Origin of the sequence: Azospirillum canadense, from assembly GCF_025961225.1 — a bacterium.
GTDB lineage: Bacteria > Pseudomonadota > Alphaproteobacteria > Azospirillales > Azospirillaceae > Azospirillum > Azospirillum canadense.
Genome location: NZ_JAOQNG010000003.1, coordinates 277,128 through 294,421, shown reverse-complemented (window position 1 = coordinate 294,421; position 17,294 = coordinate 277,128). Strand labels below are relative to the sequence as shown.

General features: G+C 63.5%; 17 protein-coding genes and 1 pseudogene. 12 read left to right on the top strand and 6 right to left on the bottom strand.

Features of this window, described 5'->3' with window-relative positions; all coding sequences use genetic code 11:
- Positions 1 to 4: 4 nt before the first annotated feature.
- From M2351_RS19460 to M2351_RS19440, 5 genes are all read left to right on the top strand, one after another.
- Positions 5 to 202: a hypothetical protein gene (locus tag M2351_RS19460; protein ID WP_264657746.1), complete on the top strand. Its 198-nt coding sequence runs from the start codon at positions 5 to 7 to the stop codon at positions 200 to 202.
- Between the two features lie 85 nt (positions 203 to 287).
- Positions 288 to 560 (top strand): hypothetical protein, encoded by a 273-nt coding sequence (locus tag M2351_RS19455; RefSeq protein WP_264657745.1) that lies wholly within the window; start codon positions 288 to 290, stop codon positions 558 to 560.
- A gap of 363 nt (positions 561 to 923) precedes the next feature.
- Complete coding sequence (locus M2351_RS19450; protein ID WP_264657744.1) at positions 924 to 1,520, top strand: PDC sensor domain-containing protein; 597 nt, start codon at positions 924 to 926, stop codon at positions 1,518 to 1,520.
- A gap of 113 nt (positions 1,521 to 1,633) precedes the next feature.
- Positions 1,634 to 2,131, top strand: a complete 498-nt coding sequence (locus tag M2351_RS19445; protein WP_319801903.1) for a DUF6635 family protein — start codon at positions 1,634 to 1,636, stop codon at positions 2,129 to 2,131.
- 29 nt (positions 2,132 to 2,160) lie between these two features.
- Positions 2,161 to 2,634: a hypothetical protein gene (locus M2351_RS19440; RefSeq protein WP_264657742.1), complete on the top strand. Its 474-nt coding sequence runs from the start codon at positions 2,161 to 2,163 to the stop codon at positions 2,632 to 2,634.
- A 380-nt stretch (positions 2,635 to 3,014) separates the two neighbouring features.
- Here the strand turns inward: M2351_RS19440 and M2351_RS19435 are convergent, their stop codons facing one another.
- Entirely contained in the window at positions 3,015 to 3,191 is a 177-nt protein-coding gene (locus M2351_RS19435) for a hypothetical protein (protein ID WP_264657741.1), read from the bottom strand.
- Between the two features lie 929 nt (positions 3,192 to 4,120).
- Here M2351_RS19435 and M2351_RS19430 point away from each other — a divergent pair.
- Positions 4,121 to 5,053, top strand: a complete 933-nt coding sequence (locus tag M2351_RS19430) for a YihY/virulence factor BrkB family protein (RefSeq protein ID WP_264657740.1) — start codon at positions 4,121 to 4,123, stop codon at positions 5,051 to 5,053.
- A 652-nt stretch (positions 5,054 to 5,705) separates the two neighbouring features.
- On the opposite strand, the pseudogene M2351_RS19425 reads toward M2351_RS19430, so the two are convergent.
- Positions 5,706 to 6,674 (bottom strand): annotated as a pseudogene (locus M2351_RS19425) (IS5 family transposase).
- Between the two features lie 561 nt (positions 6,675 to 7,235).
- On the opposite strand from M2351_RS19425, the gene M2351_RS19420 reads away from it, so the two are divergent.
- The 6 genes from M2351_RS19420 (at position 7,236) to M2351_RS19390 (ending at position 15,274) form a co-directional block, all read left to right on the top strand.
- On the top strand, positions 7,236 to 8,417 hold the full coding sequence (locus M2351_RS19420) for an ABC transporter substrate-binding protein (protein WP_264657739.1): 1,182 nt from the start codon (positions 7,236 to 7,238) through the stop codon (positions 8,415 to 8,417).
- A 50-nt stretch (positions 8,418 to 8,467) separates the two neighbouring features.
- On the top strand, positions 8,468 to 12,103 hold the full coding sequence (locus tag M2351_RS44960; RefSeq protein WP_319801902.1) for a PAS domain-containing protein: 3,636 nt from the start codon (positions 8,468 to 8,470) through the stop codon (positions 12,101 to 12,103).
- Between the two features lie 10 nt (positions 12,104 to 12,113).
- Positions 12,114 to 12,683, top strand: a complete 570-nt coding sequence (locus M2351_RS19405; protein ID WP_264657738.1) for a SiaB family protein kinase — start codon at positions 12,114 to 12,116, stop codon at positions 12,681 to 12,683.
- 18 nt (positions 12,684 to 12,701) lie between these two features.
- Complete coding sequence (locus tag M2351_RS19400) at positions 12,702 to 13,094, top strand: DUF1987 domain-containing protein (protein WP_264657737.1); 393 nt, start codon at positions 12,702 to 12,704, stop codon at positions 13,092 to 13,094.
- Entirely contained in the window at positions 13,091 to 14,173 is a 1,083-nt protein-coding gene (locus tag M2351_RS19395) for an adenylate/guanylate cyclase domain-containing protein (protein WP_264657736.1), read from the top strand. Before M2351_RS19400 ends, M2351_RS19395 begins: the two co-directional genes overlap by 4 nt.
- Before the next feature lie 132 nt (positions 14,174 to 14,305).
- The gene (locus M2351_RS19390) at positions 14,306 to 15,274 is read left to right on the top strand and encodes an IS5 family transposase (protein WP_264657735.1); all 969 of its coding nucleotides are present in this window, start codon (positions 14,306 to 14,308) and stop codon (positions 15,272 to 15,274) included.
- Positions 15,275 to 15,474: 200 nt separating this feature from the next.
- On the opposite strand, the gene M2351_RS44955 is transcribed toward M2351_RS19390, so the two are convergent.
- The 4 genes from M2351_RS44955 to M2351_RS19375 form a co-directional block, all read right to left on the bottom strand.
- Entirely contained in the window at positions 15,475 to 15,936 is a 462-nt protein-coding gene (locus tag M2351_RS44955) for a hypothetical protein (protein WP_319801901.1), read from the bottom strand.
- 3 nt (positions 15,937 to 15,939) lie between these two features.
- A complete protein-coding gene (locus tag M2351_RS44950) occupies positions 15,940 to 16,422 on the bottom strand; it encodes a recombinase family protein (RefSeq protein WP_319801900.1) in 483 nt (160 codons plus the stop codon).
- A gap of 166 nt (positions 16,423 to 16,588) precedes the next feature.
- Complete coding sequence (locus M2351_RS19380; protein ID WP_264657734.1) at positions 16,589 to 16,852, bottom strand: BrnA antitoxin family protein; 264 nt, start codon at positions 16,850 to 16,852, stop codon at positions 16,589 to 16,591.
- Entirely contained in the window at positions 16,812 to 17,081 is a 270-nt protein-coding gene (locus M2351_RS19375) for a BrnT family toxin (protein ID WP_264657733.1), read from the bottom strand. Before M2351_RS19375 ends, M2351_RS19380 begins: the two co-directional genes overlap by 41 nt.
- Between the last annotated feature and the right edge of the window lie 213 nt (positions 17,082 to 17,294).

Below are 17,294 nucleotides of genomic sequence, written 5' to 3'. Positions count from 1 at the left end.
GGCGATGATGACGCAAACATACTCCGTGATCCGACATGCCGACGGCCGGGTGTTCCACGCGGGGGAACCGCTGACCGTGGCCGATACGCAAATTCTGCTCAACGACGCCATCGCGGACGGGTGGGTGGACGTCGGGTCTTTTCTGCGGGTCGAGCCCGATGGGCTGGTCATCGATCCGCCCGATGCGCTCGTGAAAACCTGACGCCCATGCAGGTGGTAGTTTGTATATGTCGGAACACCCGGTCCGCTGTCGCTTTCAGCTGCGCCTGGAGGGCAGGCCTCACGAGGTGACGGCGACCGTCCACCTCAACAAGCCGATGTTCGTGCGCTTGGAGGTCGAACCGTGGCCAGCCTCGGACATGACGGGGAAGATCGTGGCCACATGGCGCGATGGACACTGGGACGTCTTTGAGGGCCCGGAAGGCTCCGACCCCGGTGCTTTGCTCGACCACGCACTCGACAGCGGCCTCCTGTTGTCCGGATCGGCCGGGCGCGACTGGGTGCTCATCAGGGAGCTGTTGGAGCGCCTCGTCGAGGACGACAAAATCCATTACCGATAGCGGCATGTGGCACCGGTGACGGAGACCTGCCGGACCTGCACGTGGATACAGACCAAAGCTTTCGCGAGTGACATCAACGCTGACGAAAGCATCGCTGAGCTGTGGCAAAACCCAAAACAGCTGGCCAGCTCTTGCGCAAAAGACCGCACCCAAGATGCCGCGCACAGCACACCCACTCATTCAAACGAGTTGCCCATTGATGACCGGGTTCGGGAGCAAAAGTATTGACGGCGAAGCATTTCATCTGACGGAAAATGTGCCGGAAGATCTGTCGGCGTGGTGCGCCGTGACCTACGGTTTGCCCGCCCGCGGATGACAGCCGCAAAGGCCGCGCCGCGAGCGTCTTGCTCATGGGAGGAATCAATGATGAAACGCTCTGCTTTGTTTGCGTCGGCCTGCGTCGGTATGGCCATGTTTGGGCTCGTTTGGTCCGCGCAGGCGGCCGATCCCAACCTCGAAGCGGCTGTCCGCAAGGCGGTGAGCCGGGATGCGCAGCCATGGCTCGCCGAACCGGCTGTGGTGGACGTGGTCAAAGCGCAAAACGCCCAGCATAAGAGCCTTGACCAAGCAAAAATCGATGAGATGGACAACCAGTGGAAGGCTGCCGCCAAAAGCAGCGCCAACCCGCTGTACGACAAAATCGCTGCCAATGCCGTATCCAAGCATCTGAAGGACATCAAAGCCAAGAGCAATGGCAAAGTCGCCGAGATCCTGCTGATGGACAACCGCGGCCTGAACGTGGCGCAGACCGACAGCACCTCGGATTACTGGCAGGGTGACGAGCCCAAATGGCAGAAGGTGTACACTGAGGGCTCGGACGTCTACATGACCGAGCCGGAAAAGGACGACAAGTCCAACGCCCTGTTGACCGAGGTCAGCGTTCCTGTGGTCGACCCGGCGAGCAAAGAGAAGATCGGCGTCGCGATGATCGTGCTCGACACCAACAAGCTCGGCCAGTAACCCCCGCTCGCTGGCGGGGCGGGGCCACCCGGCTTTCCGATTCCGGCCCGTTGGCCGACGTGCGTGTTCCAGAGCACGACGCGCACGTCGGCGGCGCGTTCGGCCAGGACTGATTGCCGGCGCGCCAGTGTCGTTCATGTTGGGCGTCACGGTGGACCAGGAACGCGGCGGGTGAAGTGTCGAGCGCCTGCGTCAATCTCGGTGCGGGAGCTCTGGCCTTCGCCAAGGTGACGTCCGGGATGATGACCCTCGGCCCGAGCGTGGTCACCGTGCTCGCGCAGCAGACGGCGGTGGCCAGCTTTCTCCTCGGCGCCACCCTCGGCGGCTTGTGGTATTTTGTGTTTCCGGCGTGGGTACCGACCAACCTCCTGGCCAGCACGTTTGTGCTCCTGATGCTGCTCAGTTCCCCCTTGGCGGCCGCCTTCGCGGGCGTGGTGGTGGGCCTTTCCAGCGCCGCCTGGGTTTGCCTGCAGCGCCTGCTGGCCGTTCTGGAAGCGAAGCTGCGCGGGCCGACCCGGGAGAGTCTCGCGGTGAGGGAGCACGACGTCTCCTGCCTGCTCGATCTGCTCGATTATGCGGCTGCGGCATCGCGCATGCTGCGCTCGAGGTAAGGCCGAGCATGGTCCATGCGGAGGGAGCCATGACAAGGAAGTGGACAAAAGAGCATGACCGGGGCGTCGCTACCAACAGGACGCCTCGACGCGTCCGGCGATGGCTTTTCAGCCTTGTTCTGGCCGCGGCCACGACAGTGTTCGCCCCGCCCGACGGGCTCGCTCAGGACGACGTCACCCGCATCGACGTGAACCGGGTCGAGGAATGGACCTTCGAGCGCCGAGACGAGTTCCTCAACCGGGTGGAGCAAAGCCTGGCGTCACTGCGCGCTGCCACCGAGGACCTAAAGAGCAGCGCTCGGGACGAGGCCGAGCAGCGTCCGTTGACCGGGATGGAAACCTCGTTACGGGCTATCAACCGCCGAGTGGATTTGGCTCGCACCGCCGACGCGAAAGGATGGTCTACGGCCAAGTTGCGCCTTCTCGAGGGGCTGTCCGACCTTTACCGCCAGTTCGATGTGGTGCGGAGCAGAACGATGCCGCGCCCCAAAGGTGGCAGATGATCTGACGCCTTCGATCCGAGCAACGGCACGGAGATCCGCCGGGCGCTCGCTGCAGCCTGTGCCTCTTGGCGGGCCGGCGCCGAGCTGTAAGCCTCCAGCACCGCCCGCGTCCAACAGACGTCAAGGGGGTGAGCGCACGGCTTGCGATCTGGGATTTCTGCCGTCTCCAGGACCTGCCGGTCGCCCGTCGATCAATCGCACGAGCGCGCCATGGCTGACCGCCGCCTCCGAATGGCTGCGGGCGCTACCGTTTTGAACACGGCGGCCCCGCCCCATGGTGGTCGGCGCGGCGCCCACCGCTCAAGCCCGTTGGCGGAATTCCGAACGGGGGCTTGGGAAGCCGCGGGCCCCCGTGGGATCGAAGCCGCGATGGTCGCTGCTTACGCGGCCGATCTCGGCCCGCTTTGGTGGGCGGTGGAGCGCGTTTTTCGGATTAGGCCGACATAGGCGATGAATCCGCACGTCTGGCAATGGATCTCTTCGAACTCACTGCCTTGGTTGTGCCGCTCCAACCGCTGGGCCTTGCATTTGGGGCAGATAAGCTTCTTGCGCTCCATGTCACCCTCCGATGCTGTAAAGCACAGCCATAACGGTGTAAGGGACCTGATGTTTCCGCGTTCTCCCGATCAACCCCATACTCACCAGAAATGGGGCTTACCGGAAACCCAGCGCGGTTCAGTAAGCATTGGTCAGGCTACACCCTGCATTGGGAACGACGGCCAACTCAATCCGTGCGTTGAAGACAAGTCAAGCCCATGCCGGCCTGATTGGCGCGCGCTTACCGCTCGCGTGGTATGATCAATTGGTATCCTGACATTGCTGTTCCTTGAACGTAACCACTCCCACCTGAATTTCTCAAGGCACCGTGTGACGTTTGAAATGAACCTAACGTGGAAAATTGACTTCAACCACGAGTCTGCGGTATCGGAAGCCGGAACCGTCAGGTTTTTCCGGCGGGCGGACGGGCACTTTGAGGTCCCGAAAATCGACTGTCATCCCGACATGGACTTTTCCCGCATCGCGCTGTGTCACTCGGCATTGAAGGCCATCAGCACCGCTAGCCTGCAAAGGCGGCGAGGAGGCGCCTGACCCGTCCAGACTTCACGTCCGCAAGCCCATTGGCCTGTCCGCAGTGAGCCGTTCCGGTCCTTGTCCACAGCAAACGCTCGTTGCTCCACGCCCTTGAACCGGCGGGTGCCGCCGTTTGCGAAAAACTTTCCTCTCCAAAACGGGCGGGGCGCACAGAAGCCCGGCATTGCCGACGCGATGCCCGCTCCGTGCGGTGCCCTGGAATGGCCATCGTCGACGCCGATGCCGACCAGACGTCGGCGAGCGTGCGTTCAATCCGGCCGCGGCACGACTGACGTTCCGCGGCGGCGAAGAGAACTCGGGCGCCCGCCGTGCTGTTCATTCTAGCCCGTTGGCTCGACGGGTGCCGGTCCTCGTGTCCGCTGCACTCCGCCTGCCATTTCCGAAAGCGCAAGCCATGACCAAGCCGCCGGGCGATATCGCCCACGTTGCCGACGTCGACTGCCCGAAGGACCTCTCGCCATCCAGCTGGGGAGCCATCCTGTGGCGGCTCAGGCTGATCCAATCGGAAACCGGACTCTGGGTCATGGCGTCCGGCGTCGCCTTCTACGCCGTGCTGGCCGTTCTGCCCGGCCTCGGCTTCACGCTGCTGACGCTGGGCATGATCAGCGGCGCCGACCGCATCAAGGAGCGGTTCGGGCAGCTTCGTGAAATCGTTCCGGAGCAGGCGCTGGGTGCCTTCGTCGATCAGCTGGCCGATATGGTGGGCAACACCGGGGGCACGCTGCGCTGGGGCATCACCGGCAGCCTTCTGCTGACCCTGTGGAGTCTGTGGCTCGGCATGCGGGCGCTGATCGCCGCGCTCAACTTCGCCTACCGGACAAAGGAATGCCGCGGCTTCTTCGCCCTGAACGGTCTGTCCCTGCTGCTCGGTCTGGTTTGGCTCAGCTTCGTTCCGTTGACCTTCGGCGTGTTCCTCGGGACCTCGACGCTCTCCGCTGCGCTGGGGATTCCGGCGAGGCTGGTTTGGATGCTGCTATGGCTGCGATGGCCGTTCCTGGTCGCCATGATCCTGCTGGTGTTGGCGCTGCTCTACCGGGTCGGGCCATGCCGGACGGCGCCGAAGTGGCGTTGGGTCAGCTGGGGGGCGGTCGTCGCGGCGACGCTGTGGATCGTCGCCTCGGCCCTGTTCACCGCCTATGTGCAGCGTGTGACCAATTACCAGGCAGCCTATGGCCTTGCCGGCGCGGTGATCACGCTGATGCTTTGGCTGAACCTGATCGCCTACGCCATCCTCCTCGGAGCCGCCCTCAACGCCGAAATGGAACGGCAAACCACCCGCGAGACCGCCTCCTCACCGCAAAGCCCACCAAGAAGCGGCGTGACATAGACGCCTGTGTGGAGAGGAGAACGATGGTGCGAGGACCAGCGGCTTACCAGCGCCGGCGACACCGTTCCACAGTGTTCACTGGGGACGGCGACAATGGGCGCTGCGCGACGGATCGATCGGCAGGGGGCCTCCCGGCTTTCGAGCGTTTACGTTCACCCGGCGCGCCCCATGCGGCGCCCCGGCCTTACCTCCGGGACTGTGCCGCCGCCCACCGGAGGGCGGCGCTCGTCGGGTGAGCCAAGGCAAAGCACAGCGTCGTCCCGACGATGCACGCGGTCGAGGGCGATGCCCCCGGCTTGACCCGGATATCCGCCTCAAGCAGCCCGACGGCGCTGAACAACAAGTACGCGCAGGCGCAAAACCAAAAAAGCGACATGGTGCCTCCAAGTCCGGACACCATGCCGCCCCATAGTTAACAACTCTTAAAGATCGGCCGGGCCGTCACTCAGTGACGATCACGTGCTCGCGTCGTTGCGTGCCCATGCGGCCGCCGAGCGCCGCCGCCGCCGCGCCGAGCAACAGGGAAATGGTGCCCCAGATTCCGGCCGCGGACAGCGTGTTGCTGGTCGCCTCAGCCGCCTGCGTCGCCGTCTGCGTGGTGTTGGTGCACCGAGGTCCGCGCAGACGGACCGATGCTTGATCTGTCCCTTGATCAGGCGATGCGGACGGAGTTCGGGCGTGCTTGATCGCTCATCCGGTTCAGGATGGTGACCCCGATGGCCGCTTCGGCCTGTTGGCCGGGCAGCGTGCGGGCATGAAGCTGGCCGCCGAGGATGCGCTTGTAGCGTGCCATCGCGGTTTCCGCCTTGGAGCGCTTGCCGTAGCCGGTTTCCCGTTGCCAGCCCAGCCGGCCCCGTTCGGCGATGGTCTGGATATGGCGGTCCCGCTGGGTAGGGGCCGTCTTGGCGGCGTCGCTCGCAACCGCCGTGGCGCGCGGTGGGATGACCACCCGAGCACCGGCATCCCGGGCGGCGATGGTCTGGTAAATCGGTTCGCCGTCGTACGCGCCGTCAGCCATGACGGTGTTGATGGGGCCGCTGGTCTGGTCGAGCAGCGGCCCGACCTGGGAAGCGTCGCCGTCGCTGGTGGTCGTCAGCGTGGCGGCGACGATGGTGTTGGCGGCGGCGTCCACCGCCAGATGGAGTTTCCGCCAGGTCCGCGGCCCGCGCACACCGTGCTTGTCCCGGTGCCACTCGCCAGCCCCGTAGACCTTCAGTCAGGTACTGTCGATCACCAGCGTGACTGGGCCCGTCGGCAGGGCCGTGGCCAACACCGCCGTCAGCCGGGCCGCGCGCCGGCTGATGGTGGTGCGATCGGGAACCGGCAGGTCAACACCCATAAGGTCCAGCAGGGAGCCGAGCAGTCCTTCGGTTTGGCGCAGCGGTTGGTGGAACACCAAACGGACCATGAGCGCTGTTTCGATGGCGGTGTGCGAGTAGCGCGCCTGCCCACCCGGCGTGCGCCGCGGTGCCGCTCGCCAAGCGGCGATCGCTTCGTCGCTGAGCCACAGCGTCAGGCTGCCGCGTCGCCGAAGGCCGGCTTCGTAGGCCGTCCTGTTCGTCACCTTGAACCGCATCTTCCGGATGTGATGGCGCCGGGCGTCATTGTGCTTGTTCGGCATACCGAGGCGGACCAATCCAGGGGAACACGGGGAGGCGCCCTTCTACACCACTCCCCAGAACCGGAAAACCAGAGCCTCGCTGCACCAACACCAAAGGCAGTTGCTCAGGCCTTCAGTTCGTCAAACGCTGGCGAAGTTGACAACACCCCTTGGTTTTCGACAAGAGCCATCACTTTTAATAATTTCACCATAAATGATCCAGGTTCTCAATACCCTCCTATTCTGGTGACGTAAATCTGTCGATATACCAACTTTTCATCGACACTTCGAAACGAAATCGTTTGAAAGCTCAACAATAACGCTGTATCTTTACTCGCGCTGCGCAGCTCTTACGCAGAGAGGAGCGATCATAATGGCGGTTTTTTAACTGCTTCGCTCTCGCTAGAAGGTCATTCGCCACTCAAACAACAGTCGCAACCACCGCACAGTCTTGGCTTCTGAAGGTGCTATCGCACTTTCACGCATTTTACCATTTCGATCGTCGCGCATGGACGCTTAAGTAGTACTCGTAACGTGCGGGTTTCTAAATCGCATTGTCATCCGAGATGTGCGAGGTTGGTAATGGCCATCGTTGCCCGAACATTCAATAGTGTGGCTGCGGTGATGCTCGGCATAGCCGCGCATTTTGTACTGCCTTCCGCCCTTTGCGCCGAACCGGGTGTCTTCAACGATCGCATCGTGTTCGGCCAATCGGCGGCCTTTGATGGGCCCGCTGCCGCCTTGGGCATTGGTATGCGCGAAGGCATCCTCGCGGCGTTCGCCGAAACCAATGCGGCCGGCGGGGTCAACGGGCGCCGGCTCGAGCTCGTGTCCCGTGATGATGGCTACGAACCAGGCAAGGCAATCGGAAACACCAACCGCCTCATCATCGATGATCAGGTTTTCGCCTTGGTCGGCGAGGTCGGAACCCCGACGTCGAGAGCCGCCCAGCCAATTGCGGCCGAGGCACGGGTGCCGTTCATTGGGCCCTTCACCGGCGCTGGCTTTTTGCGTGATCCATCTTTGTACAACGTGATCAACGTCCGAGCGTCCTACGATCAGGAGACGGAAGCGTGGATCGAGCATCTCACCACTGACCTCGGCGTGTCGCGTGTTGCGCTCCTCTACCAGGACGACTCGTTTGGCCTCGCGGGTCGCTCCGGCGTTATCGCCGCTCTGGAACGGCGCTCCATGACATTGGTCGCCGAGGGTACCTATATGCGCAACACGACCGCGGTGAAGACCGCCTTGCTCGCAATTCGCAAGGCCAAGCCGCAGGCTGTGGGCATGATTGGCACCTACAAGGCGTGCGCCGAATTCATCAGGCAGGCACATAGGATTGGGTTGGACGCCGTCTTCGTGAACATCTCCTTTGTTGGCAGCAACGCTCTCGCCAAGGAACTCGGGAAGGACGGAGAAGGGGTCGTGATTTCGCAGGTCGTCCCGTTCCCCGAGGACGCCAATATCCCGCTGGTCGCCCGCTATCAAAAGGCATTGAAAGCGGCCGAGCCAGACGCCGAATTCGGCTTCGTTTCGCTCGAAGGCTATATGGTCGGCCGGCTGATCGTGGAGGCTCTCAACAGGTTGGGAAGCGCTGTGACGCGAACCGGTCTGCTCGAAGCCATCAAAAAGGGTGGCCCCTTCGATCTCGGCGGCATCACGTTCACTTACAGCCCGGACAACAACCAGGGCATGAACCAAGTTTTCCTCACCGTTATTCAGGCAGACGCCCGCATCAGACCGGTCGACCGGCTCGGAGACTGACACCGCAGGAAGGGTTCCCCTCCGCCGATGATACTGAGGTTGCCCCAAGCATGCGCCACAACAGCATGAGCATCGAAACACTATCTTTGAAGACAAAGGCCGCTGTGAGCGCCGGGACGAAGTCTGTGTTGGGCATCAAGGGCAAGCTCTTCTTCGCCTTCTTCGGGATGGCCACACTCACCATGGTCGCCAGCGGCGTGGCTTGGTACGCCTTCGCCACCATCGATGCATCGGTCGAGCATGTCACTGATAGTCTGCCGCGGATGGCAGCGTCGCTGCGCTTGGCCGAAAGGGCAGCCGAAATCGCCGCGACCGCACCCGCGCTGATAGCGAGCGTACGGCAGGAGGACCGCCAGCGTGAAACGGTGGAACTGGACCGGAAGGCAAAAGAGTTGGCCGGTCTGACGCCGGCCCTAAGGACCGCCGGCATCAGCGATCAGAGCGTCACCGCCCTCACCCGAACCGAAGAGGAGATCACGGCGAAGCTCCGGGAGCTTGATGCGGCCGTCGAACAGCGTTTAGCCGCCAAGACCCGCAAGGAGATGGCGATCTCAGGTCTTGCGGCTGCGCATGCGAAATTCCTGGAGAATCTTGAGTCTCTGGTGGACGATGCCACCTTTGAATTGGTCCTCGCCGGGGAAGCGATGGCGGCGCGAAGCCAACCCGCTGTCACGAAACCGATCGATGTCGACGTCGATGCACTCTACGTGCTTCTTGCGTTGCGCGCCGAAGGGAATCTCGCGGTGGGTGTGCTTACCGAGGCGGCGGGCGTACTAGATGGGAGCGCACTGCAGCCTTTGCGGGAGCGCTTCATTGCCGCAGTCGGACACCTTGAGAGACTGCTTGCTCGGTTGCCCGAAACAGCGAAGTCGAGCGGGGCCGGAGATGTCACTGAAGCCCTCCTGGCCTTCGGCCGTGGAGAGCGTAGCATCTTCGATGCGCGTCGGGATGAATTGCATCAAGGCACGACCGCCCAGCGGGCGCTCGAAGCCAGCGGGATGCTCGCCTTGGGTCTTGGCAACGAAGTGGCGGCTTTGGTCACCGCTGCGCAGCGCGCCTCCGATGCCGCCGCGATCCGTTCTGCAGAGGCGATCAGAACCGGCAAAATTCTCCTGCTGATCATCGCTGCCCTCAGCATCATTGGCGGCTCCGTCATCATGCTGCAATACGTTGAGCCGCGCGTCGTGCGTCCCATCAAGAGCATCACCGACGCAATGGCCGCACTCGCAGCTGGGAATACCACGGTTGCCATCCCGGGGCGCGAACGCCGCGACGAAATCGGCCAGATGGCCGAAGCACTCGCCGTATTCCGCGACACGGCGGTTGAAATTGAGGAGAAAAACCTAAGGGAGATCGCCGCAGCTCGACAGCGCTTGATCGATGCCATCGAGAGCAGTTCGGAGGGCTTTGCGCTGTTTGATAACGAGGACCGGCTCGTACTCTGCAACAGCCATTTCCGCGACCTTTATCCCGGCCTCGCTGAAGTGATTGTGCCGGGGGTGCCTTTCGGCACAATTGCTCGCGCTGCTGTGGAGCGCTGCGTACACCGCGGACCGGAAACATCGGCCGAGGATTGGCTTGGGCGGCGGGTTGCCCAGCACGAATCGCCTTCTGGCCCAACATTGCAGCTGCAAAGGGATGGCCGTTGGATACAGATCAACGAGCGGAGAACCCAGGACGGCGGAACGGTCGGCGTCTATATGGACGTGTCTGAGATCAAGCGCACCGAGCAGGAGCTGCTCGCGACACAGGCGCGCTTGACCTACCTGCTGACCGCGTCACCCTCGCTCATCTGCAGCTTCCAGGTGGGCGGTCGAAACGCGCCGACGTTTATAAGTGAGAATGTACGTGACCTGCTTGGCTATGAGCCGAGTGAATACTTGGCTGGCCCCGAGTTCTGGCTAGAGCACGTACATCCCGATGACCGTGACCGAGTGTTGTCTGAGTTTTCGCGGCTGCTGGCAACGGGGCGCAACATCGTCGAGTACCGGTTCCGCCGTAAGGACGGCAGCTATCGCTGGGTCCGGGACGAGCAGCGACTCGTCCGTAACGAACGTGGCGAGCCCGTTGAGGTTGTCGAGTCCTGGAGCGACATCACCGAGCGCAAGACCGCCGAGGCCGCGGTTGCGGCGGCACAGGCGCGGCTCGATCATCTGCTCGCTCATACCCCCGCGGTGATCTACAGCCTTGCGGCGACGGGCAGTTACGCGCCGACGTTTGTCAGCGCAAACATCCGGCGCCTGCTCGGCTATGAGCCGGACGAATTCCTCGAGCACTCCGATTTCTGGCGGAACTGCGTCCACCCCGACGACGTCCCTCGGGTGGCGGAGGAGTTTCCCCGCGTGTTCCAGCTCGGCCATCACAGCTACGAGTACCGCCTCCGGCGCCGCGACGGGACCTACTGCTGGATGAGCGATCAGTTGCACCTGATTTGCGACGCCGACGGCCTCCCCATTGAGGTCATCGGGGCGTGGAGCGACATCAGCGCCCGTAAGCTTGCCGAGGAAGCTCGGCACGAGACGGAGCAGCGGTTGGTCGACGCGATCGAGAGCATCGGCGAGGGCTTCGCCTTCTACGACGCCGAGGACCGGCTCCGGCTCTGCAACGCCCGCTACCGCGAGATGCTGCATGGCGGCGGCAAGGAGGAGGTCACCGTGGGCATGACCTTCGAATCGATTCTCCAGCAGGTCGTCGCCGACGGCCGCATCCGCGATGCCGACGCGGTCGGCGCGCAGGTGTGGATCGAGGAGCGCTTGGCGCGGCATCGCAACCCCGATGCGCCGATCATGCAGAGACGCAGCGACGGCCGGTGGGTTCAGGTCAGTGAACGCCGGATCATCGGTGGCGGCACCGTCGCCGTCTACAGCGACCTCACCGAACTGAAGGAGAACGAAGAACGGGCCGTCCAGGCCCACCGCCTCATCCTGGAGAGCCTGCAATACGCCAGCCGCATTCAGTCAGCTATGCTGCCGGCCCGCCAGACGCTGGCGGCGGCGACGCGTGACTACTTCCTGATCTGGGAACCGAGGGACATCGTCGGTGGCGACTTCTTCTGGTTCCATCGCACTGGCCGCGGCTATTACATCATCGTCGGCGACTGCACGGGACACGGCGTGCCGGGAGCGTTCATGACCCTCATCGCCTGTGGCCTCCTCGACCGCCACCTGCATGCCCTCGAGGATCCGCCACCGTCGCTGCTGCTGAGCACGATCGATCGCGACCTGCGGACGATGTTGGGGCAGGATCGGGCCCTGAAGGGCGAGACCGACGACGGCTTCGACGCTGGCGTCTGCTTCGTCAGTGATAAGGAGCGCCGGCTCGTTTTCGCCGGAGCCCATCTGTCGCTCTGGCGGGCGCACGACAGCGAGCTCGACGAGATCAAGGGTGACCGGTTCGGGATCGGCTACCGGCGCATGCCGGAGGAGGCGCGGTTCCATGACATCTCGCTTGACCTCGCGGCCGACGAGGCCTTCTACCTCGCGACCGACGGGCTGATCGAACAGATTGGCGGGAAACGGCACCTGGCATTCGGCCGCAAGCGCTTCGTCGACGTCGTCACGCAGTGCCGGGGCCTTGCGATGACGGAGCAGCGCGACGCGCTCCGGGCGGCCCTTGCCAACCACCAGGGCGCGGAACGACGTCGCGACGACGTCACCGTTCTGGGGTTCGTGGCGCTGGGAGGGTAGGAGGGTATCGATGCTAGCCAAAGACCTGTTCGAACTGCGCTCTCAACTGCATGAGTCGGGCATCATCTTCGCCTACTGTGGCTACGTGACAGAGTCGGTGCTGTCCGGCGTTGGCGACGCGCTCAAGCGGAAGCTCGTCCTCGACGACATGGACACCAAGACGGCGCGCAGTGTCTTCGCCGTCTTCGTCGAGCAGATGCAGAACATCATCCGCTACTCGGCTGAGAGGGAGAAGCCGCACGCCGCCTCCAGCGGCAAGAGTGCGCCGCGCTCCGATCTCCGCTACGGAATTATGACGATCAGCCGGGTGGGCGATGGCTTTGTCGTCAAGGCCGGCAACCTCATCGGCGTGGCCGACATCGAGCCGTTGCGGGTCAAGCTCGAGAGCATCCGCAGGGCCGACAAGGATGAACTCAAGGCCATGTACAAGGAGACGCTGAAATCGGAACCGGAGGATGGCAGCAAGGGCGCCGGCGTCGGCTTCATCGAGATCGCGCGGCGGGCGTCGCGCCCGATCAACTTCGACATCAGCGCGATCGACGGCCGTGTCGCCTTCTTCGCTCTGGAAGCCGAGATCTGAACGCCAGGGAGGCACACCATGCCCAACCTGAAGATCCCTGCCACCGAACGCTCGCCCGAGGTTGATTTCGACTTTGACAACCATCGCCTGAGGCTCAAGGGCGAATCCTACCCCGAGGACGTGGCCGCGTTCTACGGACCGGTGTTCGAGACCCTTGATGGCTATTTCGACGGGCTGCGCGACGGCGCATGCTGCTTCGACTTCGAGTTGGTCTACTTCAACAGCTCGAGCGCCAAGGCGATCACATCGCTTTTGGAGAAGCTGGATAAGGTGGCCGCCGGCGGTGCCGCGGTGACCGTCAACTGGCACTACGACGAAGAGGACGACACAATGCGGCAGCTGGGCGAGGAGTTCGGGGAGGATCTCGAGCATGCCACGTTCCACCTCGAGAGGATGGCGGGCGAGGAATGAAATTCGACCTCTTCGAGAGTGAGGAGGCGGTGATCGCACGGGCCCGCGCGTTCGTCGAAACCGACGGCTTCGGGAACGAGGCCGCGCGCGCCGCCTTTGCCGAACTCCTGAAGAGTTACGAGCACCTGTTCAAGATCACCCGCCGGCTCATCCGCCTCTCCGACCGTAACGAGGCCGAGCTGAACGCGATGGCCGAGAAGCAGCGGCGTTCGGTCGAAAAAATCGCGCAGAAAAACAAACAGCTCGAGGCAGTATCAAAAAAGCTTTCGAAATACCTTTCGCCACAAGTCTATAACTCGATTTTTATTGGCGCCCAGGAGGTCAAACTGGAAAGTCAGCGCAAAAAATTGACCATTTTTTTTTCCGATATTGCTAACTTTACTGAGGCAACTGACAAAATGGAGTCGGAGGATCTTACCAATCTTCTAAACCACTACTTGACCGAGATGTCCAGCGTTGCGCTGGAATATGGTGCCACTATTGACAAGTATGTCGGCGACACGATCATGATTTTCTTTGGCGATCCGGAGACGCGCGGCATCAAGGATGATGCGCTCGCCTGCGTCAAGATGGCGATCGCCATGCAGAAGCGGATGCGCGAACTGGCCGGCATCTGGCACGCCTCGGGCGTTGAGGCGCCGCCACGCTGCCGGATCGGCATTCACACCGGGTACTGCACGGTCGGCAACTTCGGCAGCGAGGACCGGATGGATTACACCATCATCGGCGGTCCTGTGAACATCGCCTCGCGCCTGGAGCACGAGGCCCCCGTGGGGAGCATCCTGATTAGCTACGAGACCTACGCACACGTCAACGACCAAGTCTATTGCGAGGAGCACGGCCAGATTCATGTCAAGGGCGTCGCCTATCCAGTCGTCACTTACGAGGCGATTGACCTACTGGAGAATCTGACGTCCAACAACCGCCCGTTGAGTGCCAATCTGCCCCACCTTCAGCTCGAACTCGACCCGCGGCGGATGTCGACAGAGGAGCAGCGCGAGGCGAGGCGATTTCTTTTGGAGGCCTTGTCGCGCCTGTCGCCCGCCGGCCAGGCTCGCGGATCGAACACTGCCGAGTGATCTGTCCCTGGGTTGGCGGACTGGTTTGGTGCAGGGTACCACGGCTTTGTTGCACAAGTCCGGTCAGGGACCGCTCTGTTGGCCTGAGGGGCGATTGGGGTATAGAGGCGAGCGCTGAAGCCGAGAGCCCGCATGCCGTACAAGCACAACGAACCGCGTCGCCACAAGATCCCGAAGGCCAAGTACAAAGTCGGGAACTGGCGGGAGTACAACCGGGCTTTGCGGCAGCGTGGCAGTTTGACGGTGTGGGTCACCCCCGAGGCCCTGGCCACGTGGACGCCGGCCCAGACCGGGCGGCGGGGCTGGCCGCTGGCATACTCGGACCTCGCCATCGAGACGGGGATCATGCTGCGCCTGGCGATGGGGCGGCCGTGGCGCCAGACCAAGGGCCTGTTGCGCTCCATCGTCCAGTTGCTCGGGCTCGACGTGCCGGTCCCCGACGACACCACGCTGGCCCGCCGCAGCGCCCGGTTACCGCTGACTACCGCACTGAAGACGCCGACTGGGCCGGTCGATGTCGTCATCGACTCCTCCGGGCTGAAGGTGTTTGGCGCCGGCGAGTGGTGTCATGAGAAGCACGGTGGCAAACCGCGCCGCAGCTGGCGTCGGTTGCACCTGGCCGTCGATCCGGAGAGCGGTAACGTCCTCGCCGCCGAACTGACCACGACCGAGGACGGCGACGCGTCCCAGGTCGGGCCCTTGCTCGATCAAATCGCTGGCCCGGTCCGAGCCGTGCTGGCTGATGGCGCTTATGACGGCGAGCCGGTGTATCAGACCATCGCCGAACGCCACGCCGACGCCACGGTGATCATTCCACCGCGCTGCACGGCGGTGCTGAGCGACACCGCCACGACCGCCCCCATGCAGCGCGACAAGCACATCCAGCTGCTTGCCGAGAAGGGCCGCCTGGGTTGGCAGACAGCCACCGGCTATGGAAAACGCGCGCTCGGCGAAACGGCCTTCTTCCGGTACAAAACTTTGATCGGACACAGGCTCCAGGCCCGAACTCTGTCCGCGCAGAAAGTCGAGGCCCGCATCGCCTGCGCCGTCATCAACCGCATGACGAGCCTCGGGATGCCCGCATCCCGCAAGCTCGCCTGAAGTTTGGGAGAAAGGGGCGTAGACTGGCCGTAACCGGATTTGTGCGACAAAGCCGATCGGCTGCGCATCCGTGCCGTTCGTCAAAACCGGGGTTCCCGGCCTTGATTTGCGCTCGGCCTCCGTCGACCGGCGGATGGCCGAAGACATTCTTTGCGGTCCGGATTGGTAAGCCTCGCGCCGGCTCCAGGCCAAGGTCCGGATCAAGATCCTGGAGTGCCTGGCGCGTCAGGCGCCTGGCGACGAGCCCGCTTTCCCTCGGCCACCGGGGAGATCAGTCCGAAGCGCTCGGCGCGGTCGAGCAACGCTTTGACCGAAGACGCCGACCAGGTCGTGCCACGGCGCGGCGTGCGGATGCGCATCTCCTCCAGCCGCGCGGCGATGGCGCGCAGGCTGATGGTCGGGTCGGCCCCCTTGATGCCGGCAATGACCAGCAGGAGGTCGTCCTTGGGCGGCTTGCGCGGCGCCGGTGCGATGAGTTCCGGTTCGGCCAAGCCTTCCGCGACGAGCCGGTGGACCGCGCGCGACAGCCGGTCCGCCGTCCAGGGCCGGTCGGGCGAGCCAAGCCGGCCAAGGGTTTTGGCCACCTTCCCCCAGGAGTGCCCCGGGCGCAGGGCGCGCACTTTCGGAAGCCACGCCTCCATGGTCGCCAAGAGGTCGGCCACATACTACCGGTCGCGGATGGCGGACAACTCGGCGATAGCGTCGGGATCGCAGCGCTTGAGGCCGGGATTGCCGCCCACCCGCCCGCGCGCCTTGGCGGCGTTCAAGTCGGCCTTGGTTCGCTCGCGGATTAGGGCACGCTCCAGCTCCGCCGCCGCCCCCAACACCTGCAAGGCGAACTTGCCCTGCGGCGTGGAGGTGTCGATCGGGTCGCGCAGCGATTTGAAATGGGCGCCAACCGCCTCCAGCCCTTCGATCACATCGAGCAGGTGGGAGAGCGAACGGGCCAACCGGTCGATGCGCGCCACCACCAGGATGTCGCCGCGCTTCACCTGGGCGATGGCCTTGGCCAGTTCCGGCCGCGCCCGGCTGCCGCCCGACGCCTTCTCCTCGTAAATCACCGCGCAGCCGGCGGCCTTCAGCTCGTCGAGCTGACTGAAGGTGGCCTGATCCTCGGTGGACACACGCGCGTAGCCGATCAGCGCCATGGGTGTCCTCGCAAGTTCCTCCGCCCCGTACGGTGTCGTGACGCCCATAGAGGACCAGCCAGTCGACCGACGTGCCCAACGCCTGGAGCAGCGTTGATCACTGGGCGGCAACCCGCGCGGCCTCCAAGCCGTACAGGGAGCCCACCGTCCTTGACGCGGAGAGCGGTCATGGCTGGAGGCCGGCGGCCTTGCGCAGGGCTTCGTTGATCCGGGTCTGCCAGCCCGGCCCGGTCGCCCGGAAATGCGCCAACACATCGGGATCAAGGCGGAGCGTTGTCAATTCCTTGGGCGCGGTGGCCTTCGGTCGGCCACCCCGCCGGGCCTTGGCGAACCACGCGTCGGTCAATTCCGGCACATCCACAGCGTCCCAATCCTCCTGGCGGATGTGGTCAGGTTTGGGCGGCGTGGAAGCGGCGGTCTTCTCGGTCATTGGCTTTCCTCAATCCGATGATGCGCGTATCGTCGCCGCGTGGCGTCCACACCATCACATGCAGGCGGGGGCCGATGTAGCCGATGGAGATGAAGCGGTCCTCTCCATAATCGCAGCGATCATCCGCGGCGGTCAGTGCGGTGTCCCAGTCGAACCCGTTGGCGGTCGCGAAATCCACGCCATGCTTGGCGAGGTTGGCGGCACGCTTGTTTTCGTCCCAGGTATTCATTGGGCGTAATTGTAGCTACAAAAACACGGACGGGCAAGTGGTTTTCGTAGCTACAGCAACGGCGTTTGTACAGTTTGATGTGTGTGTCGCCGTAGAGTCGTTGATGCGAAAAGTGAGTGAGGAATTCTGCGGTGGTTAAGCCCTTTCCTCAGAGCGGTTCGTGCGAAAAGCAGAGCTATTCTGGTGAAAAGCCGAGAGTGGATCGGGTGAAAA